This window comes from Flagellimonas lutaonensis (assembly GCF_000963865.1).
In the GTDB taxonomy this organism is placed as follows: domain Bacteria; phylum Bacteroidota; class Bacteroidia; order Flavobacteriales; family Flavobacteriaceae; genus Flagellimonas_A; species Flagellimonas_A lutaonensis.
In genome coordinates this window covers 2,207,645-2,232,220 of sequence record NZ_CP011071.1, presented here as the reverse complement: position 1 = coordinate 2,232,220, position 24,576 = coordinate 2,207,645, and the positions used below count along the sequence as shown (strand labels likewise).

At 43.4% G+C, this 24,576-nt stretch carries 27 protein-coding genes; 9 read left to right on the top strand and 18 right to left on the bottom strand.

Annotated features, from left to right (window positions below):
* Window positions 1–14: 14 nt before the first annotated feature.
* Together rsmH and VC82_RS10425 are read right to left on the bottom strand one after the other, a co-directional pair.
* Window positions 15–941, bottom strand: a complete 927-nt coding sequence (gene rsmH, locus VC82_RS10430) for a 16S rRNA (cytosine(1402)-N(4))-methyltransferase RsmH (protein ID WP_045802323.1) — start codon at window positions 939–941, stop codon at window positions 15–17.
* Window positions 904–1,386, bottom strand: a complete 483-nt coding sequence (locus VC82_RS10425; protein ID WP_045802322.1) for a division/cell wall cluster transcriptional repressor MraZ — start codon at window positions 1,384–1,386, stop codon at window positions 904–906. Before VC82_RS10425 ends, rsmH begins: the two co-directional genes overlap by 38 nt.
* Window positions 1,387–1,648: 262 nt before the next feature.
* On the opposite strand from VC82_RS10425, the gene VC82_RS10420 reads away from it, so the two are divergent.
* The 3 genes from VC82_RS10420 (at window position 1,649) to VC82_RS10410 (ending at window position 3,878) form a co-directional block, all read left to right on the top strand.
* A complete protein-coding gene (locus VC82_RS10420; RefSeq protein ID WP_045802321.1) occupies window positions 1,649–2,413 on the top strand; it encodes an alpha/beta fold hydrolase in 765 nt (254 codons plus the stop codon).
* 89 nt (window positions 2,414–2,502) lie between these two features.
* Entirely contained in the window at window positions 2,503–3,123 is a 621-nt protein-coding gene (gene yihA / locus VC82_RS10415) for a ribosome biogenesis GTP-binding protein YihA/YsxC (RefSeq protein WP_045802320.1), read from the top strand.
* Between the two features lie 32 nt (window positions 3,124–3,155).
* Entirely contained in the window at window positions 3,156–3,878 is a 723-nt protein-coding gene (locus tag VC82_RS10410) for a pirin family protein (protein WP_045802319.1), read from the top strand.
* 47 nt (window positions 3,879–3,925) lie between these two features.
* Here VC82_RS10410 and VC82_RS10405 read toward each other — a convergent pair whose 3' ends face one another.
* A complete protein-coding gene (locus tag VC82_RS10405; protein WP_245615886.1) occupies window positions 3,926–4,360 on the bottom strand; it encodes a GTPase in 435 nt (144 codons plus the stop codon).
* Window positions 4,361–4,410: 50 nt separating this feature from the next.
* Here VC82_RS10405 and VC82_RS10400 point away from each other — a divergent pair, with 50 nt between their 5' ends.
* The 3 genes from VC82_RS10400 to VC82_RS10390 all read left to right on the top strand — a co-directional run bounded on the left by VC82_RS10400 (window position 4,411) and on the right by VC82_RS10390 (window position 5,975).
* Window positions 4,411–5,358, top strand: coding sequence for a TolB family protein (locus VC82_RS10400; protein WP_045802318.1), 948 nt, complete (start codon window positions 4,411–4,413; stop codon window positions 5,356–5,358).
* A gap of 9 nt (window positions 5,359–5,367) precedes the next feature.
* Window positions 5,368–5,718, top strand: coding sequence for a DUF3307 domain-containing protein (locus tag VC82_RS10395; protein WP_045802317.1), 351 nt, complete (start codon window positions 5,368–5,370; stop codon window positions 5,716–5,718).
* 65 nt (window positions 5,719–5,783) lie between these two features.
* Entirely contained in the window at window positions 5,784–5,975 is a 192-nt protein-coding gene (locus tag VC82_RS10390; RefSeq protein ID WP_045802316.1) for a hypothetical protein, read from the top strand.
* 42 nt (window positions 5,976–6,017) lie between these two features.
* Here the strand turns inward: VC82_RS10390 and gldC are convergent, their stop codons facing one another.
* Complete coding sequence (gldC, locus tag VC82_RS10385) at window positions 6,018–6,350, bottom strand: gliding motility protein GldC (protein WP_045802315.1); 333 nt, start codon at window positions 6,348–6,350, stop codon at window positions 6,018–6,020.
* Window positions 6,351–7,319: a gliding motility lipoprotein GldB gene (gene gldB, locus VC82_RS10380; protein ID WP_045803386.1), complete on the bottom strand. Its 969-nt coding sequence runs from the start codon at window positions 7,317–7,319 to the stop codon at window positions 6,351–6,353.
* Window positions 7,320–7,385: 66 nt separating this feature from the next.
* Here gldB and nadE point away from each other — a divergent pair, with 66 nt between their 5' ends.
* Window positions 7,386–8,183: an NAD(+) synthase gene (nadE, locus tag VC82_RS10375; RefSeq protein WP_045802314.1), complete on the top strand. Its 798-nt coding sequence runs from the start codon at window positions 7,386–7,388 to the stop codon at window positions 8,181–8,183.
* Between the two features lie 161 nt (window positions 8,184–8,344).
* Window positions 8,345–8,974 (top strand): response regulator, encoded by a 630-nt coding sequence (locus VC82_RS10370; protein ID WP_045802313.1) that lies wholly within the window; start codon window positions 8,345–8,347, stop codon window positions 8,972–8,974.
* A gap of 53 nt (window positions 8,975–9,027) precedes the next feature.
* On the opposite strand, the gene dnaG is transcribed toward VC82_RS10370, so the two are convergent.
* A complete protein-coding gene (gene dnaG, locus VC82_RS10365; RefSeq protein ID WP_045802312.1) occupies window positions 9,028–11,001 on the bottom strand; it encodes a DNA primase in 1,974 nt (657 codons plus the stop codon).
* A gap of 100 nt (window positions 11,002–11,101) precedes the next feature.
* On the opposite strand from dnaG, the gene VC82_RS15450 reads away from it, so the two are divergent.
* Window positions 11,102–11,344: a zinc-ribbon domain-containing protein gene (locus VC82_RS15450; protein ID WP_084598201.1), complete on the top strand. Its 243-nt coding sequence runs from the start codon at window positions 11,102–11,104 to the stop codon at window positions 11,342–11,344.
* Between the two features lie 48 nt (window positions 11,345–11,392).
* Here VC82_RS15450 and VC82_RS10360 read toward each other — a convergent pair whose 3' ends face one another.
* From VC82_RS10360 to rsgA, 12 genes are all read right to left on the bottom strand, one after another.
* On the bottom strand, window positions 11,393–12,463 hold the full coding sequence (locus VC82_RS10360) for a hypothetical protein (protein WP_045802311.1): 1,071 nt from the start codon (window positions 12,461–12,463) through the stop codon (window positions 11,393–11,395).
* Window positions 12,464–12,546: 83 nt separating this feature from the next.
* A complete protein-coding gene (locus VC82_RS10355; protein WP_045802310.1) occupies window positions 12,547–13,278 on the bottom strand; it encodes a hypothetical protein in 732 nt (243 codons plus the stop codon).
* 8 nt (window positions 13,279–13,286) lie between these two features.
* A complete protein-coding gene (locus VC82_RS10350; RefSeq protein ID WP_045803385.1) occupies window positions 13,287–13,859 on the bottom strand; it encodes an RNA polymerase sigma factor in 573 nt (190 codons plus the stop codon).
* Between the two features lie 149 nt (window positions 13,860–14,008).
* A complete protein-coding gene (locus VC82_RS10345; RefSeq protein ID WP_045802309.1) occupies window positions 14,009–14,986 on the bottom strand; it encodes a polyprenyl synthetase family protein in 978 nt (325 codons plus the stop codon).
* Window positions 14,987–15,192: 206 nt separating this feature from the next.
* Window positions 15,193–16,233, bottom strand: coding sequence for a dual-specificity RNA methyltransferase RlmN (gene rlmN / locus VC82_RS10340; protein ID WP_045802308.1), 1,041 nt, complete (start codon window positions 16,231–16,233; stop codon window positions 15,193–15,195).
* Between the two features lie 66 nt (window positions 16,234–16,299).
* Window positions 16,300–17,349 carry a tRNA preQ1(34) S-adenosylmethionine ribosyltransferase-isomerase QueA gene (gene queA, locus VC82_RS10335; protein WP_045802307.1) on the bottom strand — a complete coding sequence of 350 codons (1,050 nt, stop codon included), beginning with the start codon at window positions 17,347–17,349 and terminating at the stop codon, window positions 16,300–16,302.
* A gap of 189 nt (window positions 17,350–17,538) precedes the next feature.
* Window positions 17,539–18,765 carry a 3-phosphoshikimate 1-carboxyvinyltransferase gene (locus VC82_RS10330; protein ID WP_045802306.1) on the bottom strand — a complete coding sequence of 409 codons (1,227 nt, stop codon included), beginning with the start codon at window positions 18,763–18,765 and terminating at the stop codon, window positions 17,539–17,541.
* A 110-nt stretch (window positions 18,766–18,875) separates the two neighbouring features.
* Window positions 18,876–19,202, bottom strand: a complete 327-nt coding sequence (locus tag VC82_RS10325; protein ID WP_045802305.1) for a nucleotide pyrophosphohydrolase — start codon at window positions 19,200–19,202, stop codon at window positions 18,876–18,878.
* Window positions 19,203–21,143 carry a transglutaminase domain-containing protein gene (locus tag VC82_RS10320; protein ID WP_045802304.1) on the bottom strand — a complete coding sequence of 647 codons (1,941 nt, stop codon included), beginning with the start codon at window positions 21,141–21,143 and terminating at the stop codon, window positions 19,203–19,205.
* Window positions 21,133–23,052, bottom strand: coding sequence for a DUF3857 domain-containing protein (locus VC82_RS10315; protein ID WP_045802303.1), 1,920 nt, complete (start codon window positions 23,050–23,052; stop codon window positions 21,133–21,135). The genes VC82_RS10320 and VC82_RS10315 overlap by 11 nt, the downstream gene beginning before the upstream one ends.
* An 88-nt stretch (window positions 23,053–23,140) precedes the next feature.
* On the bottom strand, window positions 23,141–23,593 hold the full coding sequence (dtd, locus tag VC82_RS10310; protein ID WP_045802302.1) for a D-aminoacyl-tRNA deacylase: 453 nt from the start codon (window positions 23,591–23,593) through the stop codon (window positions 23,141–23,143).
* Window positions 23,594–24,544, bottom strand: a complete 951-nt coding sequence (gene rsgA, locus VC82_RS10305; RefSeq protein WP_045802301.1) for a ribosome small subunit-dependent GTPase A — start codon at window positions 24,542–24,544, stop codon at window positions 23,594–23,596.
* Window positions 24,545–24,576: the final 32 nt, after the last annotated feature.

Below are 24,576 nucleotides of genomic sequence, written 5' to 3'. Positions count from 1 at the left end.
AAGCTTCAACCATATCAATTTGCTCTGCCCGAAACGGGGCCTACTCTTTCAGCAATGCGAAGCTTTGCGCTCCGCGCTCTATTGTTCATAGCAATTTCCTCAGCTGATGGCACAATCAATTTTCCAACCTTTTTAAAGGGAACCATGACATTGCCATAGAAATCTTTTTCTGGTTCGCCCTCAAATTTGCCTGAGCGTATAAATCGTTTTACCAGGCGGTCTTCCAAAGAGTGGTAACTTATCAAACTCAACCGCCCCCCTTCTTCCATCAAATCGGGGGTCTGCAGCAAAAAATCTTTCAGTGCCTCCATCTCTTGGTTGACCTCAATGCGTATGGCCTGGTAGACTTGTGCCAGTAATTTATGTTCCCGCATTTTAGGCAGAAACCGACCCAACACCTCTTTTAATTGGAGTGTTGTCTTAATTGGTGCCTGTTTTCGCGCCACAACGATTGTCTTTGCCATGGCCCGGGCATTACGAAGCTCACCGTAACTTGCCAGTACCTTGGCCAGTTCTTCTTCGCCATATTCATTGACCACCTCGTAGGCCGATACATCTGAACGCTGGTTCATACGCATATCCAAACCGGCATCGAAACGGGTTGAAAATCCTCGTTGGGCCGTATCGAATTGATGCGACGACACACCAAAATCTGCCAAGATTCCATCAACTTTCAGAATGCCATAGAACTTCAAAAAACGCTTGAGAAACCTAAAATTCTCATTTACCAACCTGAACCGTGGGTCGTCGATCGCATTTGCCAAGGCCTCTTTGTCTTGGTCAAAGGCAATCAACTTGCCGTCTTTACCGATCCGTCTCAATATTTCTTCAGAATGACCCCCACCACCAAAGGTGACGTCAACATACACCCCATTCTCCTTTATGTTCAACCCATCAACCGCCTCATTGAGCAGTACCGGACTGTGATACGGGTTTGTCATTTTTACCAAAAGCCGTTTTGAGCATTACACTGAACTCGTCCCTATCAATATCATTGGCCTTTTCATAGCTTTCTTTATCCCAAATTTCGATGATATCGATAGTGGCCGTGATCACCACTTCCTTTTTGATCAGGGCATGCTCGGCCAATGCCTTCGGTATCAGCAATCGATTGCTGTCATCAATATTTACAAGCTGGGCCCCTTCGACAAACTTTCGAAGGGTACGCACATTGTCGGGGTCGAACTGGTCTTTCTCTTTCAATTGCATCATCATACGGTTGTACTCTGCCTTCGGGTACAACTCTAAGCAACGAGAAAAACGACCATGCTTTATAACAAAACCATCATTCAAAAGAGGCGACAACTGGGACATCAGGCTTGACGGAATCGTCACCCTGCCCTTGGCATCGGCCTTACAATTGAATGTGCCTATGATGTTTATCATAAAAACAGTTCGGTCAGATTATGGAATCAAATATATAGATTCTAAAACATTTTTTCCCACTTTACCCCACTTATTTATCAAAAAACAAAAAAAATAACGTCAAAATCCCACTATATATTGTGTTTCAGATGGTTCGGTCTTTTTTAAGGCCGTAAAAACCTTTCGTTTTACGCTATGGGCAACCGGCCAAACAGCAAAAACCCATCTGTTTTTGTATGCTATGAATTACCTATATTTGCCGCTCTAGACCGATAAAACATTGATGGAAGAAAAAATCATTAAGGAAGGTAAGTTTCGGTATATAGAGAAAGGCGAAGGCACCCCGTTGATCATTTTACACGGTCTAATGGGCGGGCTGAGCAACTTCCATGGTGTTACCGATTATTTTCCGGCCAAGGGCTACAAGGTGTTGGTGCCCGAGCTCCCCATATACGATATGCCCGTGTTGAAGACCAATGTAAAGAACTTTGCCAAGTTTCTTGAAGAGTTCATCGAATTCAAGGGTCTCAAAGATGTGATTTTGCTGGGCAATTCATTGGGTGGGCACATCGGTCTTCTGCATACCAAAATGTTTCCCGAAATGGTCAAGGCCCTGGTCATTACCGGTAGCTCTGGCCTTTATGAGAGCGCAATGGGCGACGGATACCCAAAACGGGGCGATTATGAGTTCATAAAGAAAAAGGCCCAAGATGTCTTTTACGACCCAAAAATGGCCACCAAAGAAATTGTGGACGAGGTGTATGCCACAGTTAACGACAGAATGAAGCTGGTAAAAACACTTGCCATTGCCAAAAGTGCCATACGCCACAACATGGCAAAAGACCTGCCAAAAATGAACACGCCCACCTGTATTATTTGGGGTGAGAACGATACGGTAACACCCCCTAACGTGGCCAGGGAATTTCATGAATTACTGCCCGATTCGGATCTGTATTGGATCAAAAAATGTGGCCATGCCCCTATGATGGAACATCCTGAAGAGTTCAACAAGGTTCTGGAAGCTTGGCTGAACAAAAGGGGATTCTGATTTTAGATTTAAGATATTAGATGTTAGATTTGAGAATAGGTTTATAGGCGAGTCTAACTTCTCTTCTCCAAATTCCAACATCCAAACCCATGAAAATCACCTCTGCAAAATTCGTGATGAGCAATTCGAACGTGGCCCAATGCCCGAAAGAGCCATTGCCCGAATACGCCTTTATAGGCAGGTCAAACGTGGGCAAATCATCATTGATCAATATGCTCATGAACCGAAAGGGGCTGGCAAAGACCTCTGGACGCCCCGGAAAAACCCAGCTCATCAACCATTTTAAAGTAAACGACAATTGGTTTTTGGTCGATTTGCCCGGATATGGCTATGCCAGGGTTTCCAAAAAAGACAAAAAAACCTTTCAGAAATACATTACGGAGTATTTTTTGAAACGTCAACAATTGGTAAGCGCCTTTGTTTTGGTAGATATTCGCCACGAACCCCAAAAGATCGATTTGGAGTTCATGGAGTGGCTTGGTTCGAACGGAATTCCGTTTGGCATTGTATTTACCAAGGCCGACAAGTTAAAACCAGCTGCCATTGAACGCAATACGCAGGCCTATCTCCAACATTTGCTGGATACCGCTTGGGAAGAGGCCCCGCCGCATTTCGTTACCTCTGCCACCGATCGAACAGGGCGCGACGAGCTTTTGGAATATATCGATGAGATCAACAAAAACATCTCGACCACCCAATTTCAAAACTGAAAGTTTGAATCCCTCTTTTCGACTATTGCGCTATGAAAACTGTATTGCATACCTCTGACACACGCGGTTATGCCGACCATGGTTGGCTAAAAAGTTACCATACCTTTAGTTTTGCAAATTATCATGACCCCGAACGAATGCATTTTGGGGTCTTACGCGTTTTGAACGATGATGAAGTGGCTCCCGGTAGGGGCTTTAGAACCCATCCCCACAGCAATATGGAAATCATTTCCATTCCGCTTGAGGGTGATTTGGAGCACAAAGACGGCATGGGCAATACCACCATTATCAATGAGGGGGATATTCAGGTAATGAGTGCCGGAACCGGGATATACCACAGTGAGTTCAATAAGAGCAAAGACCGTTCAGTCAAGTTTTTGCAGATTTGGGTCATTCCCAACAGAAAAGATGTAACGCCCCAATATGATCAAATTTCCATTCGGGATATGCAACGCAACAACACCTTCTATCAGATACTTTCGCCCAATAAAGATGATGAAGGTGTTTGGATCCACCAAGATGCGTGGTTTCACATCGGAGACTTCGACAAAGACACATCCGATACCTACACGCTGAAGAAAAAAGGGAATGGGGTCTATATTTTTGTTTTGGATGGCCAAGTATCGGTCAATGGCCAAGAGCTCAATAGTCGGGATGGTTTTGGCATATGGGATATTGACCAAATCCAATTCAAATCACTGAGTGTTGGCCGTGTACTGTTAATGGAAATACCCATGCAACGGGGTATTGTTTGAGACAATGAAACCCTTTTTAGGCTACCATTTTTGTACACTTCTCGCCTTTAAGGGGTGGTACGCCCCTCGATTAGCCCAATGAGTTCCACTGGCGATTTCAAGCTGTTCAGCTCTTGGGCAGGAATAAGTATTTCCAGTTCCGTTCCTGCTTCAATAAGCACGACCGGAAAATGAAATTTGTGGCCAAACTTGCTGGCGTACTGCTTCAAAAACTCATCTTTATGAAAAAATGTCATTTGATACGCACTTTCTTGGCGAAAATGCTTCCATTTCCGGTTTTCCCTGAACAGGCCATGCGTAATGTTACAAAGGTTGCACCCATACGTTGAGGGACTAACTATTTTGTGCACACTGTCCAACACTACGTTACGGGTACCAGAATCGGCATCATAGACAAAAATGAGCCTTTGGGCGATTTTCTTTTTCATTCCCCAAAAATACACCCGTATATCTTGAAACGAGGCCAAAAACCAGTTTTTCATTTTTGCCTCGATTTATCATACATTTAGGCATCTCGAACAATCAACTGCTGATGAAAATAAATATTCTAAAGGTCTTACCTACACTCATCGTTCTTTTCATTTTTATCAATTGCGGGCCAAAGCAACCCGAATACGCCATAGCCTATAACGTGCTGTTCGATGCTGAAAACGATAATTATGAGGTTTTTACCATGAACCTCGACGGTTCTAACAAGAAGAACGTTACCAATTTACCAGGGGTAGAATGGTCGTATTACTCCTATAAAGACCAACTGTATTTCATTTCAGATAAGGATTTTTGCCACCGATGCTACCGTTTGTACGTTACCGACCCTAAGGGCAAAAGTATCAAGAAAGTTTCTGATGTGGTATTGGCCGACAGTTGGATGAGCAGCCGAAAAAATGGCACCGAACTCATTGTAAAGCCCAGCTCGAAAATAGACTCTGTTTTCTATATCATCAACATGAAGGGAGAGGTTGTGAAAAAACTACCTACCGGCCTGCCCTATTTCTCAGACCCCTTGTTTGTTAACGATGGCAAACAGCTTGTTTTTAGGGGCTCTAAAAAACGTTTTAAAAAAGACAACGGTTACCTTGACGAGCTCTATATCATGAACGATGACGGCAGTTCGCTGAGGCAGTTGACCCATTACCCGAAAAATGACACCACGGCAAAGTGGCACCATTACCATGCGGGCCCTCCGAAACTACATCCCTCTGAAAACTTTATCAGTTACCAAAGCTTTCAAGATGGCAAGTACAGTCTATATGCCGTGAGCCTCGATGGTGAAAAGCAGTGGAAGCTGACCGAAAATGAACAAAATGAGGGGTGGCACGATTGGAGCCCCGATGGCAAGTGGTTGGTGATAGAACTATTCGATGACGAACAAACCCAATTTCATATCGGATTGATGAACTGGGAGACCAAAGAAATGAAAATATTGACCGATACCACTTATCGCTACCAACAGGCTCCCAACTTTGTTGAAATAAAGTAACTTGCCACCATGGATTTCATTGTCTTGTTATTGGCGCACTGGGTCGGCGATTACCTGCTACAGACCAACAACATGGCCCTGAAAAAGCACCATAGCCTCAAATGGCTATCGCTGCACATTTTGGTCTATACCGCTGTGCTGCTTGTGTTCTGCAATTTGGTCTTTTCGTGGCAAATAGCCTTGGGCTACGCGGTCATCAACGGGCTACTACATTTTATCACCGATTTTTTCACAAGCAAGCTGGCCGCAAAATACCACGGCAAACGACGTATCTTCTATTCGATACTGGGTTTTGACCAATTCGCGCACATGGTTTGCCTATATTGGGCTTGCGTCAATGCTGATATACTGGCATTATAAAAGTGGCCAAACCGTGAACTGATGTAAACAGGTTGCCGTTTGTTGCAAACCACACTACTAGAAATATGAAAAAAGTACTTTATATAATCGCAGGGCTTATTTTAATTTCAGATTTGATCTATGGATTCGTAACCGACCAAAAAACAGGTGGATTTTTTGGTTTTGAATTGAATATTTGGATACACAGATTGATCCAATTGGCATTGATATTTTTAATTGGCTGGAGCTATTACCGACAAGTAAGGGCCAAAAACTAAAAAACACTCTACCAAACCATTCAACTTCGCGGTACGAAAAAGCTACTTCAATTCCAACTTTTCGGCAAAATAATCGCAGAAGTCTTTCATGGTGGCCGTCATTTTTTCATCTTGGGTGGCCTTCATAAAGGTATCGGCCATGGTCATCAGGGTCTGGTGAAAGAAAATCTTCATCTCTTCAACCGGCATATCCTTGGTCCAAAGATCTATTTTGAGCGATTCTTTGTTCTTGCTGTCCCAAACCGACAGCAACATGGCTTTTGCTTCTTCGTTGTCGACACCACCATCTTCTGCCGACCAAGTCAACTCTTCAGGCACGCGGTTTTCGTCGAGCCCTACCTTTAAAGTTATTTCTGAAGTATGTACTACTGCCATCTATCGTCTGGGTTTGTAATTAGATTTTTTGAAAATTTCGTCAGCGGGCAAGGCCAAGAGTTGCTGCAGGGTCACATCATTTTTTTCCATATAGGCCCTTACAATCTGCCAGCCCATGTAGCGTCCCAACCGGGGCGGTGATTCGTTGTCAAGCTCAAGCCCGAACTTTGAAAAAGGGGCAGGATCCAAAAATCGCTTGTCCAACTTCGAATCGGTACTGTATAGCAGTTCCCTTTCAATAAAAAACCGCCAAATCTGCTCTTCGTTTTCTTTGGCCCATTGCATTTGCTCTGGGGTATAACCTATTTTTTGGGCATCAGGAATATCAGGTAGCAGCTTATCCTTTATATAAAGTTCTTTACCATAATACACCATTCGCGATAAAAAGGAACGGTTTCTAGGGTACTGGTTGACCTTTTTGGCAAAGGCACTGGCGATATCTGACAACAAATACTTTTTGTCCAACCCTAGGGCAATGTAGTTCGACAGGCCTTTGTAGAAAAAGTGGTCTTTCCCCAAATAGTTGTCAAGGCCGATCAGCAAGAGCGAATCTGTCAAAATTATCCTATCCTCGTAGCGAACTGTTGAGATAAGGGTAACCACCTTCGGCACCTGCGATTCTGGGTAATAATATTTGACATGTTGGAACAAACTCCGTATACCCCTTTCAACATCATCGAAATCATCAAAAGCCTTTTGAACCTCATCGGCCAACTGTTGCTGTAGCGTATCATGCATCTTGGCCACCCAGACCGAATCGGGCGTACCCTTAGGAAACAAGTAGGGATATGCGCCCTTCAGACTCTGCAGGCTATCGGGCGTAGCATTGTCAAACGCAAGATCAAAACGCGCAATCTCCAGCGCTATCGGAGTTTTGGCAATCTCGGCCGCTCGTTTGTCCTCTTGCCGACATGCCGCCAAGAGCAAAACAAAACTCACAAAAAGAAAGTATTTCGTACCCTGCTTCATTTTTTGGGGTCCAGCATTTAAATTTACAGGGCACAAAGGTAAATTTTTGATTTCAAAAAAAGATTCATGCAAACTGAAAAGGTTATCGAGCACATTGTAAATTGGCTAAAAGACTATGCGACCAATGCCCGAATGAAAGGGTTTGTGGTGGGAATTTCCGGGGGCATCGATTCTGCCGTCACCTCAACCCTCTGCGCCAAGACCGGCTTGGAAGTGCTCTGCGTTGAAATGCCCATTCACCAAGCAGAAAACCAAGTAACCCGGGCTGACCGGCATATAGATTGGCTGATGCAACATTTCCCCAATGTAAAAAGGCAGCCCGTAAACCTTACCCCTGTATTCGATAGCCTTATAGCCGCCCTACCAAAAGTCGAAAACGAAGAGGATAGATTGATGTCGTTGGCCAATACCCGGGCTCGATTGCGCATGACCACCCTGTATTACTTTGCAGCCCTAAACAAGTATTTGGTGGCGGGCACTGGTAACAAGGTCGAGGACTTTGGCGTTGGTTTCTACACCAAATATGGGGATGGCGGGGTAGACCTGAGCCCAATAGCGGATTTGTTGAAAACCGAAGTATACGAAGTGGCAAACGTTTTGGGCATCAACCAAGACATTATGCAAGCCCCACCGACAGACGGCCTTTGGGGCGATGATCGTACCGATGAAGACCAAATAGGTGCCTCATACCCCGAACTTGAGTGGGCCATGAAAATGGATGAACAAGGAAAAAGGGCTGAAGATTTCTCTGGAAGGCAGCAAGAGGTTTTCAAGATTTACAAAAAATTCAATATGGCCAATAAGCACAAAATGGTTCCCATACCTGTATGCGTAATTCCAGATTCCTTAAAAACAGCAGATTAACCAGAAATATGCGTCTTAAAACGATTAAAACCCCAAAAATTCTGTGGTTTTAAGAAAAAAAAAGCACATTTGTTCCTTGAAATGGCTATATTGCCTCTCATCATTTGTAGGCATTAGATTACCATAGTCTTTTCAAATGATATTAAGAAAAACCTACCACAATGATTAAAGTCTTAGTAGCAGACAATCATCCAATTGTACGCTTGGGAATCAGGCATGTACTCGACTCCGTTTCAGATATGGAGGTAGTGGCTGATGTGTCTTCAACAACCGAACTTTTTGAAACATTGCAAAAAGTTTCCCCTGATGTGGTAATGCTTGAAATGGATATTCCAGAAATCAATGGCATTGCAACTCTTAGAAAAATGAAACAAGATTTCCCCAATGCCAAAGTATTGATGTACAGTGGGCAATCTGAAGATGTGTACGCCCTGAGTACTATAAGGGCAGGAGCCTATGGCTATCTTTCAAAGGCCGCCGATCTAGATTACATCGTATCGGCGATACGAAAAGTAAGCGAAGGCAACATGTTTATTACCAATGAATTGGCGCAAAGACTGGCCTTCGACGAAGGAACACGGAAACCCCGTAGATTCTTTAGAAAACTCTCTACCAGAGAGATTGAAGTGCTTAAGCTCTTGGCCAGTGGAAAACGAAACAAAGAGGTCGCCGAAGGCTTGAATCTAAACGAAAAAACCGTCAGCACCTACAAAGCAAGATTAATGCGAAAGCTGAATGTTGACAATCTGGTAGATCTTTTGCAGCAGGCCAAGGCCTTAGAGCTGTATTAAGAAACATTCAACCGTTATTATAAAAAGCCCCAATTTTGTTGGGGTTTTTCTTGTTAGGAAAGTACCCTGCTCAATTTAGCATTCAACAGCTTGTTCAACTGCAGGTAGTTCATGATTTCTTCCAAGGTCTCTGAATGGTCCCCGTTCGACTCTTTGGTATTCTTTTGAAGCTGCGCAATTCTATTTTTGATCAAATTGCAACGCAAGGTCAATATGGTCTCATCTACCAATTGCGCGATACCCTGTTCTTTTTCTTTGGGATAGATATCCCTGCGTTCCCAATCATGGAGGGTGTACTTTTCTTCTTCCATGAGAAGCGAGGAGAGTTCGTTCACAAAATCTTGGTCCAATCTGGTCATGAACTCATTCAGGTTAAAGTCATCATTCTCGTTCAATTCCTCTATCAATTTGTAGTACACGGCCTTAAAATCTTCATTGCTCAACTCAATTTCATCCTCTTGAAGGGCCAAATATATTTTTTCGTATACCTTGGCTTCCACAATCTCTGGCTGCAAGACCAAATCACCTTCCTCGTTTTCTTTGAGCACAAGATCTTCAAACTCTTGCTTTTGGTTGCCGTAGAGCAATAGCATCTGAATTATTTTCTTTTCAAGCTCGTACTGTACATCTACCTTTTCAACAGGTTCCTCGTTTTTGACCACCTCAAAGGCCTGTTGTAGCTGTTTTAATTTTTTCGCCGCATCAGAAATACCTTTTCGGGTTATTTGGGCCAAGGTATCGTACAGCACCGCTTCAGAGACCTGCAGCATTCTGGCGCACTCCTGTATGTACACCTCTTGCTTGATCCGGTCGGGTATCTTGGCAACACTGTGTACAATATCGCGAATGGTCTCGGCCCTTTTGATAGGGTCGTTTGCAGCTTCTTTGGCCAATAACGAGGTTTTGAACTGGATGAAATCCATGGAGTGTTCCTCCAAATACAGCACTACATCGCCATAGCTGTTGTTTTTGGCAAAACTATCGGGGTCTTCACCCTCTGGAAAAGTACATACCTTGACGTTCATCCCTTGCTCTAGAATGAGGTCTATACCACGCAAAGAAGCCCTAAGCCCAGCGGCATCGCCATCGAACAGTACGGTTATGTTCTTTGTCAACCGGTTTATCAACCGGATCTGTTCTGGTGTCAGGGCCGTTCCGCTCGAGGAGACCACGTTTTCAACGCCCCGTTGGTGCATCTGTATCACATCGGTATACCCCTCGACCAAATAGCAATTGTCTTCTTTGGCAATGGCCTGTTTGGCAAAATAGATACCGTAGAGCACCTTGCTCTTGTGGTAGATATCACTTTCTGGTGAATTGAGATATTTGGCTGCTTTTTTATCGTTGACAAGAATACGGCCACCAAACCCCAACACCCTGCCACTCATGGAGTGGATGGGAAACATGACCCGCCCCTTGAAACGGTCAAAGGTCTTTTTGCCGCCATCGGCCTGGTCTTTTACAATTGTCAGGCCCGTTTTTTCGAGAAACTCAAGTTGATAGCCTTGCTGCAAGGCGTGCTTGGTAAAGGCCTCCCATTCATCAAGGCTATAGCCCAGCCCGAATTTTTTAATGGTCTCATCAGTGAACCCCCTTTCTTTAAAATAGCTATGGCCGATGGCCTTGCCGGGCTCTGAACGCCATAATATGTCTTCGAAATACTGCTGTGCGAAGGCAGATACAAGGTACATGCTCTCGCGTTCGTTCGCCTGTTCTTTTTCTTCGGTGGATTGCTCGGTTTCTTCGACCTCGATGTTGTACTTCTTGGCGAGATACCGAATGGCTTCGGGATAGGTAAAAAGTTCGTGCTCCATCAAAAAGGCCACCACATTGCCCCCCTTTCCACTGCTGAAATCCTTCCAAATCTGCTTCACGGGAGACACCATGAAACTGGGAGTGCGTTCATCGGTAAACGGACTCAGCCCTTTGTAGTTCGATCCTGATTTCTTCAACTGCACAAAATCGCCTATCACCTCTTCTACCTGGGCGGCATCATACACTTTATCTATGGTGGTTTTCGAAATCATGGTTGGTAAAAATATGGAAAATGTCTTGCACACTTGCCCCACTCACCATCGTGGGCAAACTATTTTTTCTTTTTGAATTATTTTTACGTAAAACTAGCACATGATTCTCTTCTTTGGAACTCGACCCGGAAAAAAGGTGGAACAGCGGCTTCACGGGGTTTCTTGTTCCCATTGCGGACAGACAGGTACATTGACGGCGGTATCACAGCCCAATTACTTTCACCTGTTCTGGTTACCATTGTTTCGTGTACAGACCCTTCAATTTGCCGAATGCTCGCATTGCAAGCGGGCCTATTATAAGGAGGAATTTTCTACTGAAATGAGGGAAGCGATTTCTAAATAACCACCCCCCTCTTGATCAAGATTTACCAGCACTTGGCATATCTAGTGGTCATAGGTCAAACCGAAGGCCCAAAGAAATATTTCGTTGTTCAACCACTGCATCTTTAAAAATCGGGTTCAGATCATACTTGACATACAAAAGCACACCTTCAAAACCAGCATAGGCACTCAAGCCATATATTAGATTGCTGGTGTTGTAGTCACGTTTAAGCTTGTCTTTTACCCGTTCACCATCCCTTTGATATTTGAGTTTTTGACGTGTGCCAAGATTGAACCCAGCATACCCGCCCAAACCAAGTCTGAATTGATTGTCAAGACTGTAGCGAAATTTATTCTTATGCTCATGGTATTTAGAAGGTCCGAACTCGATATGAACAGGAAACACCAGGTTATCCATCCGAAATTTTGATTTATCAAGTTCAACGTCAAACTCCTGTAACTCGGTTTGGTTTCCATTTTGTACGAAATACTGGTTATCATCGGGCTTTAAGCCATTGAACTGAAATGACACTCCATAGTTGAAACGCATGAAATTGGTATTCTTGAAAACCCGTGTGCGCCATTGCCAGCCCATTTCAAAAAACCGGCTGCCTCCTATTTTGTAGGGAGATTCGTCTAACGACTGTCCATCAATAAGTGCGTTGTTCAAACCTATGGCAAACACAAAATCTGAATAAGTTCGACGGTCGTATTTGATATTTCTTCTCCATTGATCGGAAAAGATGTTGAATACGGGTCTGCCATCGATGTTGAGCCCCACCCTGACTTGGTCGTTAGCCAGTGTATCTGCCTCCAATAGAATCAATGTTTTTCCTTCATTTCTTTCGAGCAATGAAATTTGGTTCTCAACAATAGCGACCCTTTCCTCTATGTTCTTCGCCCTTTTCACAGCGGCCTCCTCTTTTAAACGCTGGGCTTCCTCTAGGGTAATGGCTCTGTTGTTTAAACGTTCATTTATGGCCTGCACTTCAAGTTTCAGGGCCTCTTTTTCTTGTTCGGCTATCTTTTCTTTTTGAACCTTTAGAGTCTCTATTTTCTTTTTATACTCTTTTTGACCATATGCACTTTGTGCCAAAAAGGTCAATAACAAAGCTGCGAATACTGTGGTGATTTTACTCATGATTGTTTTGGTTTTAGCAATCCTCTTTCTACCTCCCCCCCAATATGGGGGAAGTAAAGAAGGGGATTTTTGATTGATGAATATTAATTGTTACGGTCGGCCACCGCGGTTCTAAGTTTAAAATAGCCTTCTTTCAAAGCGTCGAAAATCTGGTCTCTAAAACTTTGATTGAGCTCGTCTTCTACCTCTGTCAGCAGGGCCATGGCGTCTACTGGGCCATTTTGCGACAATGCTTTTTCTGCGAGGATTTCACGTTGGGCCGACCTTAGCAGAGAGTCGACCTCGGCTTCAGTAACCTGCTCGTTCTGGCTTTCTAAAAGTGCCACTTGGGCCATGACCTCCTCCAATTTTCTTTCGATAACGATCTTTTCTGCGCCCAACTGATCATTGTTGACCTCGTCTACATCTTTGGTCTGTACCAAGGCCGTTTCACTTTCAGGTGCCTCTTCCAGTTCTATAATCGTTGGATCATTGTTTTCAATAGGTTCTTCTTTTTGGGTGGTTTCAACCAGCGCCTTTTGCCCGGTTTGCGGACTTCTTGCATCATTTTTGCCCTCATTTCCATCCTGACCGTGCGATGTTGGAGATTCTACAACCTCAACCTTGGCAGGTTGCGGGGCATCACCCGACCTAAAATAAATGGCCGACACCAACAAAACACCCACGAAGACCGCTGCCGCATACCAATAGTACATCTTGTTCTTTCGAGAAGGTGCAGGGCCCAATTGGGCCTCCAATTTCTCCCAAGCTGCCTCCGACGGTTTTATCTCGCGCTCACGGAGCTTTTTGGCGATATGTTCTTCTAACTTGTCCATTGTATTTCTTATTGGCCCCTAGACTTCGTGCGGGGCGTTATTCCCATTAACCTTAAATTTTCTTGCAACATTTTTCTGGCCTTAAAAAGCTGTGATTTTGATGTGCCCACCGAAATCTGTAGCAATTGTGCAATTTCTTCGTGTTTATAACCCTCGACCGCATAGAGTACAAAAACCATCTTGTAGCCTTCTGGCAGACCATCTATCAAATGTTGAATATGCTCAACATCTGATACCGAGGTCTGGTTTTCTTCTGCAATGGCCATGTGCTCATAGGCCTCCTCACCATACACTACAAATTGTTTCTTTCTGAGGTGTGAAATACATTCGCGTACCATAATCTTACGTATCCATCCCTCAAAACTCCCTCTATGGCCAAAGGTCTTTAGGTTTTTGAACACCTTTACAAAGCCCCCGACCATCACATCTTCGGCAAACTGTACATCTTTGATGTACTGACGGCAAACGCCCAACATCTTCGGCGAAAATCTTTCGTAAATAGTGCGTTGGGCTTGTCGGTCTCCATCAACGGCCTTTGCAATCAGCTGTTTTTCGTTCTTGTATAACCGAATGATCTTCAAGTGTTCTTGGTTTGTTCTATAAATATAGACGCAGGCACTTCTAAAATGGTTGCCCAGCGATAAAAAATATGCTGTCAAAAAGGGGGTAGAACGGGAAATCACAAATTGTCCGACCGCTTTTCACCAACAGTACGGTTACAGAAAAAGACCTACTTCTTGCGGTCAACCACGTAATTGACCATCAATGTCAACGATTCTTTATAAGGCGAATCGGGGTAATCGTTCAGCATTTCAAGGGCCTCATCTTTAAACTGCAGCATTTTTGCCACAGCATATTCAAGCCCTTTCATTTCTTTTACATAGGCGATTACCTCTTTGACCCTTTTCTTGTTCTTGTTATGGTTCTTGATGGAGTTGATTAGCCAACGCTTTCTTTTATGGTCGCTGTTGTTTAGGGCATAGATCAAGGGCAGTGTCATCTTTTGCTCTTTGATATCGATTCCGGTAGGTTTACCGATTCGTTCCTCGCCATAATCAAAAAGATCATCTTTGATCTGAAAGGCCATTCCACAAAGCTCGCCGAATCTTCTAAAGGCCTCGACCTCTTTTGACCCTGGCTTTACGGCACATGCCCCCATGCTGCAGCAAGCGGCAATAAGGGTGGCCGTTTTTTGGCGAATAATGTCGTAATAGACCTCTTCGGTAATATCAAGCAGGCGCGCCTTCTCAATCTGCAAGAGCTCGCCCTCGCTCATTTGCCTGACCGCATCTGAAATAATATGCAGTAGATCATAGTCTTTCTTTTCTAGGGATAGCAAGAGCCCTTTTGAGAACAGGAAATCGCCCACCAAAACCGCGATTTTGTTCTTCCAGAGGGCATTTATGGAGAAAAAGCCCCTGCGTTTGTCACTTTCATCCACCACATCGTCATGTACCAAACTGGCGGTATGTATGAGCTCGATGATCGAGGCCCCCGTATAGGTGCGCTCGTTGACCTCACCATCATTCAACATTTTGGCAGTCAAAAAAACGAACATAGGGCGCATCTGTTTGCCCTTTCGATTGACAATGTAATAGGTGATTCGGTTAAAGAGCGAAACCTTCGACGACATTGACTGACGGAACTTTTCCTCGAAAAGTTCCATCTCTTTTTCAATGGGTTCCCGTATTTGAGCGGCAATCTTCAAAAATACCCTGGTTTGGTTTGTCGGTTCAGCGTATCAAAAGTAGCGAAAATCGTGGGTTTGGTCGGTTAAAACAGACAAACCGTATAAAAATTTGTTGCGAGTTGAAAAAGGTGGTTTTGCAGCCGTACCAAAATAAAAATCAGGCAATACCCAGAACACCTACTTGCATCTCAAGCCATGTGCGGCACAGGCTCCTCTAGGTGAGACTATGACTTATTGGCCAACTGACCGCAGGCGGCATCGATGTCCTTACCCCGTGAGCGTCTGACAGTCACCACTATACCGTTTTCTTGAAGGGTGTTTTGATACATTTCAAGCGCTTCTTCCGACGCCTGTGAAAACCCACCATCATCAATGGGATTGTATTCTATCAGATTTACTTTTGAAGGGGCGAAACGGCAAAATTTCACCAAGGCATCCACATCTTTTTGGGTATCATTAATGCCTTTCCAGACCACATATTCGTAGGTAATGCGGTTTTTTGTCTTTGCATACCAATATTCAAGTGCCTCTCGCAGATCATGTAGGGGAAAGGTCTCGTTAAAAGGCATTATCTGGGTTCTTACCTCATCAATGGCAGAATGCAACGACACCGCCAAGTTGAACCGCACTTTCTCATCGGCCATTTTTTTGATCATCTTGGGTACCCCAGAAGTAGAGACCGTAATACGCTTGGGCGACATGCCCAGACCCTCATCGGATGTTATCTTTTCTATTGCCTTGAGCACGTTGTTATAGTTCATCAAAGGCTCGCCCATGCCCATAAAAACAATATTGCTCAATGGCCTATTGAAATATAGTTTGCTCTGTCGGTCAATGGCCACCACCTGGTCGTATATTTCATCAGGATTGAGATTGCGCATGCGCTTTAAACGTGCGGTGGCACAAAACCTGCAATCGAGACTACAGCCCACTTGGCTTGAGACGCAGGCGGTTGTTCTCGTTTCCGTAGGAATCAATACCGATTCCACTACCAAGCCGTCATGCAACTTCACAGCATTTTTAATGGTGCCATCGGCACTACGCTGCATTTGATCCACAGAAATATGGTTGATAACAAAGTTTTCTTGCAAGAGCTGTCGGGTCTCTTTTGAAAGATTGGTCATGACTTCAAAAGAATGGGCCGATTTTTGCCACAGCCACTCATATACCTGATTGCCACGATAGGGCTTCTCGCCCTTGGAGACAAAAAAGTCACGCAGTTCTTCTTTGCTAAGTGCCCGGATATCTCGCTTGTCTTGAACCATTGCGTCAAAGGTAGAAAAAGACCCTTCGACTTCGCTCAGGGTGACAAAACCAAAAGTATCAATATCTTATAGAATCAACATCGCATCGCCATACGAATAGAAGCGATACTGTTCCAATATGGCCTGTTTATAGGCTTTTTTCATCAGGTCATGGCCCATAAATGCTGAAACCATCATCAACAAGGTTGATTTTGGCAAATGGAAATTGGTGATCATGCAATTTGCAATGCTGAATTCGTATGGAGGGAAGATGAACTTGTTCGTCCAACCCTCAAACGTATTGAGTGTGTGTTCAGATGATACGGCACTCTCAAGGCCACGCATTACCGTGGTACCAACCGCACAGACTTTCTTTTTGTTTCTCTTGGCACGGTTGACCACTTCTGTCGCCCGCTCGTCAATCACCAATTCTTCGCTGTCCATTTTATGCTTTGAAAGGTCTTCGACCTCAACCGGGTTAAACGTGCCGAGGCCTACGTGCAGTGTCACCTCGGCAAAGTCGATACCCTTGATCTCGAGCCTTTTCAACAAGTGCTTCGAAAAGTGGAGCCCGGCAGTGGGTGCGGCCACGGCACCCTCGTGTTTGGCATAAATGGTTTGGTAACGTAACTCATCTTCTGGTTCCACTTCACGTTTGATATACTTTGGCAAAGGCGTTTCACCGAGTTCTTTCAGTTTTCTACGGAAATCCATATACGAACCATCGTACAAGAAGCGCAGTGTGCGGCCCCTAGAGGTGGTATTGTCGATGACCTCGGCCACCAAGCTCTCATCTTCGCCAAAATACAGTTTGTTGCCGATTCGAATCTTTCGGGCAGGGTCTACCAAAACATCCCAAAGGCGTTGTTCTTCGTTCAGTTCGCGCAGCAAGAAAACTTCAATTCGTGCACCGGTCTTCTCTTTATTGCCATAAAGCCGCGCAGGAAATACCTTCGTATTGTTCAACACCATTACATCGCCCTCATCGAAATAGTCAATCAGGTCTTTGAACATTTTATGCTCGATCTTACCGCTGTCTCTATGGACAACCATTAACCTAGATTCATCCCTATTTTCTGCCGGATACTCTGCCAATAACTCTTTCGGAAGCTCAAAATTGAAGTTTGATAGTTTCATGTGTATATTTCTTATTGCTTTTTATCAGTCACATATAACCTTTGATAATCAAAATCAATCATTTTATTGTGTATCTAATGATTATTTTGAATATGTCGATTTCATTCGGTTCTATGGATTTTTATAAAAGTTGCAAATATACAATCTGTAAAAGGGGGATGTCAAGTAATCAGGCATTAAATATGACTACTACTCCTTAATTCTTAGGCCCAGTCTAGCCATATCCCGCCAAAAATCAGGATATGATTTCGAAACCACCTCGGCATCATTGACAAAAAAGGAGGTTTTCATGGCCAAGGGTGCAAAGGCCAAGGCCATACGATGGTCATTGTATGTGTCGACCGAAACGTTTGATTCGCCTATTGCCGATGGTTTCAAAGTCAGGCTTTCGTTTGTAATACCAACTTGGGCACCAAATTTTTCAAGCTCGGCCTTCATGGCACCCAAACGGTCGGTTTCTTTAATGGGCAGCGTGTGCAGGCCCGTAAGATGACAGCCCATTTGCAGCCCAAGGCAAGTAACCGCAATGGTCTGTGCGATATCGGGGGCATTACTTAGTTCAAGGTCCAAGGTTGCGGGTTGCGGGTTTGATATTTTTTTTAAATGGATCGTATTACGGTCAAAATAGGTCTCGACCCCAAAATCACGATAAATTTCTGCCAAAACACTATCGCCCTGTAATGAATGTTTTTTATAGGAAGAAAGGGTAATCTTACTACCTACTTCGGCCAGTGCAGCAATGCTATAGAAATAGCTGGCAGCGCTCCAATCCGATTCGACCACCATGGTTTGGGACTTCACTTTTTCTTTGGGATGCACTTTAACTACCTGCCCATCAAAAGCGGTTGCCATCCCTATTTGGTCAAGTAGCCCCAAGGTCATTTTGATATAGGGAACCGAAGTGATTTTGCCGATCAAATGAATTTCAAGCCCGTTCTTCAAACTTGGAGCAATAAGCAAAAGTGCCGAAATGTACTGACTGCTGATGTTGGCAGGCAGTTCAACTTTGTTTTTTACGAGTTTCTTTCCTTTGATTTTTAAGGGTGGATACCCCTCTTGCCCCACATAGGAAATGTCGGCGCCCAGATTGCGAAGGGCATCGACCAGAATCTTTATGGGGCGTTCTTTCATGCGTTCAGAACCTGTCAGCACAACCTCTTTGTCCGGTTGAGAGGCGAAATAGGCAGTCAGAAAACGCATGGCGGTGCCCGCATGGTGAATATCCACCTCACCTTTTGAGATGGCCAAGCCTTTTCGCATAACCACTGCATCATCAGAATTGGAAAGGTTTTCGATTTTAAGATTTGGGTACAGGGCCTGTAGCAACAACAACCTGTTCGTTTCACTTTTTGAGCCGGTAATTCTCGCTTCTGCCTGTAACAGCTTATTGGATGGTGCGGAAAGTTGTAGTTTCAATGCAATGCCTTTTAACGAGCATCAAAGCTAGGAAAAAGAGCAGTAAATTTAATGAAGGACTTATGAATATTGCCCCTCACCCTGGCCCTCTCCCCAAGGAAAGGGATATTTTATTTTAACTTCTCGTTGTTGTGGTGGCGGTCATGGTCACGCTTAGCCTTGATATCCAACTTTTTTTCAAAAGCCTTTTGCAGATCAACACCGGTTTGGTTGGCCAGGCACAATACCACAAAAAGAACATCGGCCAACTCTTCGCCAAGGTCTTTCTCTTTATCTGAGGGTTTCTCGCTCTGCTCCCCATATCTACGTGCAATGATCCGCGCCACCTCGCCCACTTCTTCGGCCAATTGGGCCATATTGGTCAATTCATTGAAATAGCGGACCCCGTGGTTTTTTATCCACTCATCTACGGCCTGTTGTGCGTTTTGTATGTTCATTTAGACTTTTGCTAATACTACTTTTTCGGACTCTTTCGCAATAATCTGCTTGAAGAATTCCCTTAAAATGGGATATAATTCTGCCGAAAGTATGGCCCTATTGATTTCAAAGTTAACCAATACATTTATTTTGCTTCCATTCTCACTGAGTATATATTTGAACCTACCCAAATCGTTGGGCAGTTTGACCACGATAGGCTCTGGTTTTGATTCAACTACATATCCTTCTGGAATATCAACATTTACCATGTATGTATCTTTAAAGGGATATCCAAAATCAATGGGATACATTCTTTCTTCGCTCTTAAATGGATTTTCTTCCATCCGCATAAAGCTTAGGGGCTCAAAGTATAGTTTTCCATCGATTACATCAGCCGCATAGTCATTGTAAAACTCAAACGATTCTGAAACCGGGCCTTCATAAACATCGGCATTTTTTACCTCATGCCCGTCTATTTCTATTCCTGAGAACTGTTCTTCCATCGAACTCAAGTAAGAATCAAGTTCAGTATTTTTAAAATTCTTACGAAAGGCAAAGGCGCTGTGCCTATCAAATCTCGATTTATAGGTGCCCTCGCAGCTGCCATCTTCACTTAGTTTAAGGTTTACAGAATACAATTTATTGGATTGCTTCGGAGATATGACATTTATTTGTTGCCATACCATTTTTTGGTTGTCTATCAACATACCTTTCCAGTTATAATCTTTGACCGGAAGCACATTAATGTCGCTGAACTCTTCGGTGGCATCTAAAAAATATTGTTTGTCGTCAATGTTGGCATAGGCAATTACGTAATTCAATCTGTCGAGGGTCGGAAAAAATGGTATCGCATTATCTTTGGTGCTGATTACCACTGGGTTTGCATCAATACCTGCATACCGCAACATGGCCACCATGAGCAGGTTGATATCCGCAGCGTTTCCTTTTTTCTCTTTAAGGGCTTTCTTTAGGCCATACTGAAAGTACTTTCCATCCCTGCCATTCCACGTAATGGTGTTCTTCACATGCTTAAAGATGGCCTTCATCTTGTCAATCTGAGAGCTTTTTCCGGTGATTACAGCATCCAACTCATCATCAAAAGATTTGGTCTTGTCCAATTCATTTTTATAATCATCTGAATTGCCTATGGTCTTGGCCACATCGCCCCAAGATTGTGCAAAGCTTTTGTAATATCCGGGAATATCCACATAAACCAACTCAAACATGACCCCAGAACGATAATTATCAATATTGTCGACATACGCCTCTTTTTTCATGGCAGGCACTTGAACCGCATGATATTTATTGATAATAACGTCCATACCAATGCGGTTGTCACGACTGGTCGATGTCTTCGGATAAACATTGTAATAACCTTTTGGAGTCTGTTTAAAATGAAATCCTTTCGGTGTTCTAAGTTCCGCTATCATTTGCTTGACAGGAATGTCATATTGAAATTGAAAGTCATCAATGTTCCAAATAAAAGGCGATTTGATAACGTACCTGAACTCAATTACCGAACCTTCTTGAACGTTGGGCATTGTGAATTTTACCTGATTATAGTTATAACTGGCCTCTGTCTTAAAAATCTGGTCTTTATCGAGCTCATCCTCTACAATTTCGCCATCTTTGAGATTATAGGTTACCGCCTTTATTTTTCTTACAAGCTCATCATCGTACCTTGTTTTAAATAGATCAATGGTCTCTGTGGCATATTCAAATCCCTCTTTGTTATATATTTTTATCCGCTCGTGTATTTCGGTCACCAACGAATTGACTCCATTGGTGGTCAGGAAGTAGGTCTTTTGGTTTTTGTATAAGATAGCTGCATTGGCCGATCTATCAGGGGCATATTCTTTTTCAATCAGTTCTTCTTTGCTGATTTTGCCAAATTTGACTTCTTGGGCACTGGCAAAATGCAACGGTAGTATCAGTCCTAAAAGGAGGATTCTATTCATCATGGTGTTGTGGTTTTTTTAGTATAATCTTTGAGTTATCGAATCTAGCAACTGCACGTCTGAATTTTCTATAGGCCCCATATTCTTCTGGAGGATAGGTTCCCTTGTTAATCTGGAGTCTTCTTCGCATGGTAAGGCGAGATTCTTTGTTAGAGAATGAAACGTTGTAACTCCCAAATTTTGCTTTTAATGATCTGTCTACCGGCATGGCATCGATTACGAATCCTTCAGGAAGTTGAATTTCAAATACATCTTCGTCTACATAGCCTCTTTGTATCTCAAGTGGAAACTTTCGTTCACGGTATCGTTTGGGTACAAATTGGCTGTTGTTAAAGGCATTTACAACGAAAATCATTTTGTTATCGGACAATGATGCATATTTTGATGCCGCTAGCTTAATTTCCTCTTCAAAAACAATTTGGTTTTTATCATTTTTAAAACTGTATTTCCTTATTTCAACATTATTGACATTGTTCCAATAGTCTTTGTAATACTCCTCTACATCTTTCTTTGGTAGTGTTTCCAGCAGGTAATGCCTATCATATCGTATGCCTTTGGATGTTACATGAACATTACCCAACAGTCCACCCTCTTCCGTAATGGCGTAGTTGACTTTCATCTTTTTTAGGTTGTCACCGTTGCTATACCCAACTGTTCTTATCAATTCACCACCCTCTGGCTTAATCACCAAAACTTTTCGGTCATCGGTAAAATCACCTATAAACCCGAACGGAGTGGTTTGTGAAGTACAATCAATCCAATAAAATTTCTCGTTGTAGGGTATGGCCAATATTACATGGTTGCCGGCGGCCAAATTGGCAAAGTCATCTTCAAAATCGAACTTGTCCTGCCCTGCCTCAACATGCACATAATATGACTCAACACCAACAGCTTTCAACAACGCTTGGGTATAATTGCTCAGCCCTTTACAATCACCGTATTTAAGATTGTTCACCTCTATGGCGCTGGTCGGCTTTAACCCTCCTATGCCGACCTGCACACTGATATAACGAGTGTTTTCTTGCACATAACGATAGATAATCTTGGCTTTTTCAAGGTCGTCTCTAACCCCTTCAACCAATTTTTGCGCCATTTGTACAGTCTCCGGGTCAAGTTCATCTTGATTTTTGAGAATATTATGGCGCATCCAATCCCCGGCATCTTTCCAGCTATCGATACTCCCGTCAAAACCTTCATAATGAAAATTGACGGGCCTCACTTTAATGCAAGGCACCATTTTCTTTAGTGCCGGACTGAGTTCTTCATTTTTGATCAAAGGGATATTGTACGCTAAATATGAAAGTGAGCTTTCAGTCTCTTCGAATTCATACAGCATATCATCCAGGTTCTTTTCCTTAATGGCCGGTTTAAGTTCTAGGGATGAAAAGGCAATTGTAAATTCGCTTCGTTCGGTACTCACCAAATAATCATCAATGAAGTACCATGAAGGAATAATACCCGTATTATCGGTGACCAGATTATAAGAAAATTCAATAGTATAAGGATACTCAATCGGCAAATAGCTCATATACAATACCCTTGAGTCAGAGTACAAGGTGCCACTCTCAACAGCGCTTATATCAACAAAATCTTTTTGTCTTATTTTCTCAATTACTTCACCTCCTTGATTATAAATAATTGCCATGGCATTTTTAACTGACATACCCCTGTCATAGTTCACAAATGCCTGCGAGTGTCTATTGCCTTTTTCATTTAAAATTGTTACGACCCTTTTATGGGCCACCCGCATGTTTCTTTTAGAGGCAAGTTCTACATGCATCTTGTTCAAACGAACAACTGCCTCTGCACCTTTAAGGAGTTCTGGGTCAATACGGGAAACACTAAAATCTGGATCTTGTGGGTAAGTGGCCTCTGCTACTAAAAATGCCAGCAGGAGAAGAAGTATGCGCATAAAAAAATAAATATTGGCAGGTTGGTTGTTTGAACGGTGAAAATGTAGGATTTCTTACAATACCATGCAAAAAAATCGACAAAATACCTTATTCTCTGTTTTTGGTGTCTATGATAATAGTGACCGGACCGTCATTCAAAAGCAATACTTTCATATCAGCGCCAAATGCCCCCGTCCCGACATTTTTGCCAAGTTTATTCTCGAATACAGTCACAGATTTTTCATACAACGCAATGGCCACATCAGGCTTTGCCGCCTTTATGTAAGAAGGCCTGTTGCCTTTTTTGGTAGAGGCATACAGGGTAAACTGACTGACCAGTATTGCATCGCCGTTTACGTCTAAAAGTGAACGGTTCATTACACCATTGTCATCATTGAAAATCCGCAGGTTCACGATTTTATTGCAAAGCCATTCGATATCCTCTTCGGTATCGGCTTCTTCAATGCCCAACAGCACCAGCAGTCCGGTTCTCATGCTAGAGATAATCTTATTTTCTACGGTAACACTGGCTTCTGAAACCCTTTGAACCACTGCCCTCATTTATTTGGTCTTGTGTTCATCGATACGATAATTATCTTCTTCGCCGGTTACCATCTGAACATAGCTTCGGTAACGACTCCACGATATCTCGTCATTTTCCAAAGCCTCCTTTACGGCACATTTGGGCTCGTCGAGATGCAGGCAATCGTTGAACTTGCAATTCAGCTTGCGCTTGAAGAACTCGGGAAAATAATCGCCGATTTCTTCTTTTTCCATATCGACTATTCCAAATCCCTTGATGCCGGGGGTATCGATTATTCTGGCATCGAATGAAAGGTCGTACATTTCGGCAAAAGTTGTGGTATGCTGCCCCTGCATGTGTTGTTCTGAAATTTCTGCGGTCTTCAGCTGTAAGCCTGGTTCGAGGGCATTTACGAGGGTTGATTTGCCGACACCTGAATTGCCCGAGAACATAGTGGTCTTACCGATCATCATCTCTTTCAGCTTGTCAATATTCATCCCTGATTTTGCCGAAATCTCAAGGCAGGAGTACCCTATTTTCCTGTATAGATGAACCAAATAACTTACCTCGCCCAACTCATCTTCATTATAAGTGTCCATTTTGTTGAACAACAGCACTACGGGCACATCGTAGGCCTCTGCGGTTGCCAAAAACCTATCGATGAAACTAGTATAGGTAGTGGGGTTGTTCAGGGTAACCATTAAGAAGGCCTGGTCTATATTGGCCGCAATTATGTGCACTTGCTTTGATAGGTTGACCGACTTTCGAATGATGTAATTTTTTCTGTCTTCAATGCGTGAAATAACCCCAACGTTCTCATCGCCCACAGTTTCAAGTTCAAAAACCACTTTATCGCCCACTGCAATGGGATTGGTGCTCTTGATACCCTTGATACGAAACTTGCCCTTTATACGGCACTCGTAAAAATCGCCCGTCTCTGCCTTTACGGTATACCAACTACCCGTCGATTTGTACACAGTTCCTCGCATCAAATACAATGTTCATAACATTTCATACAATA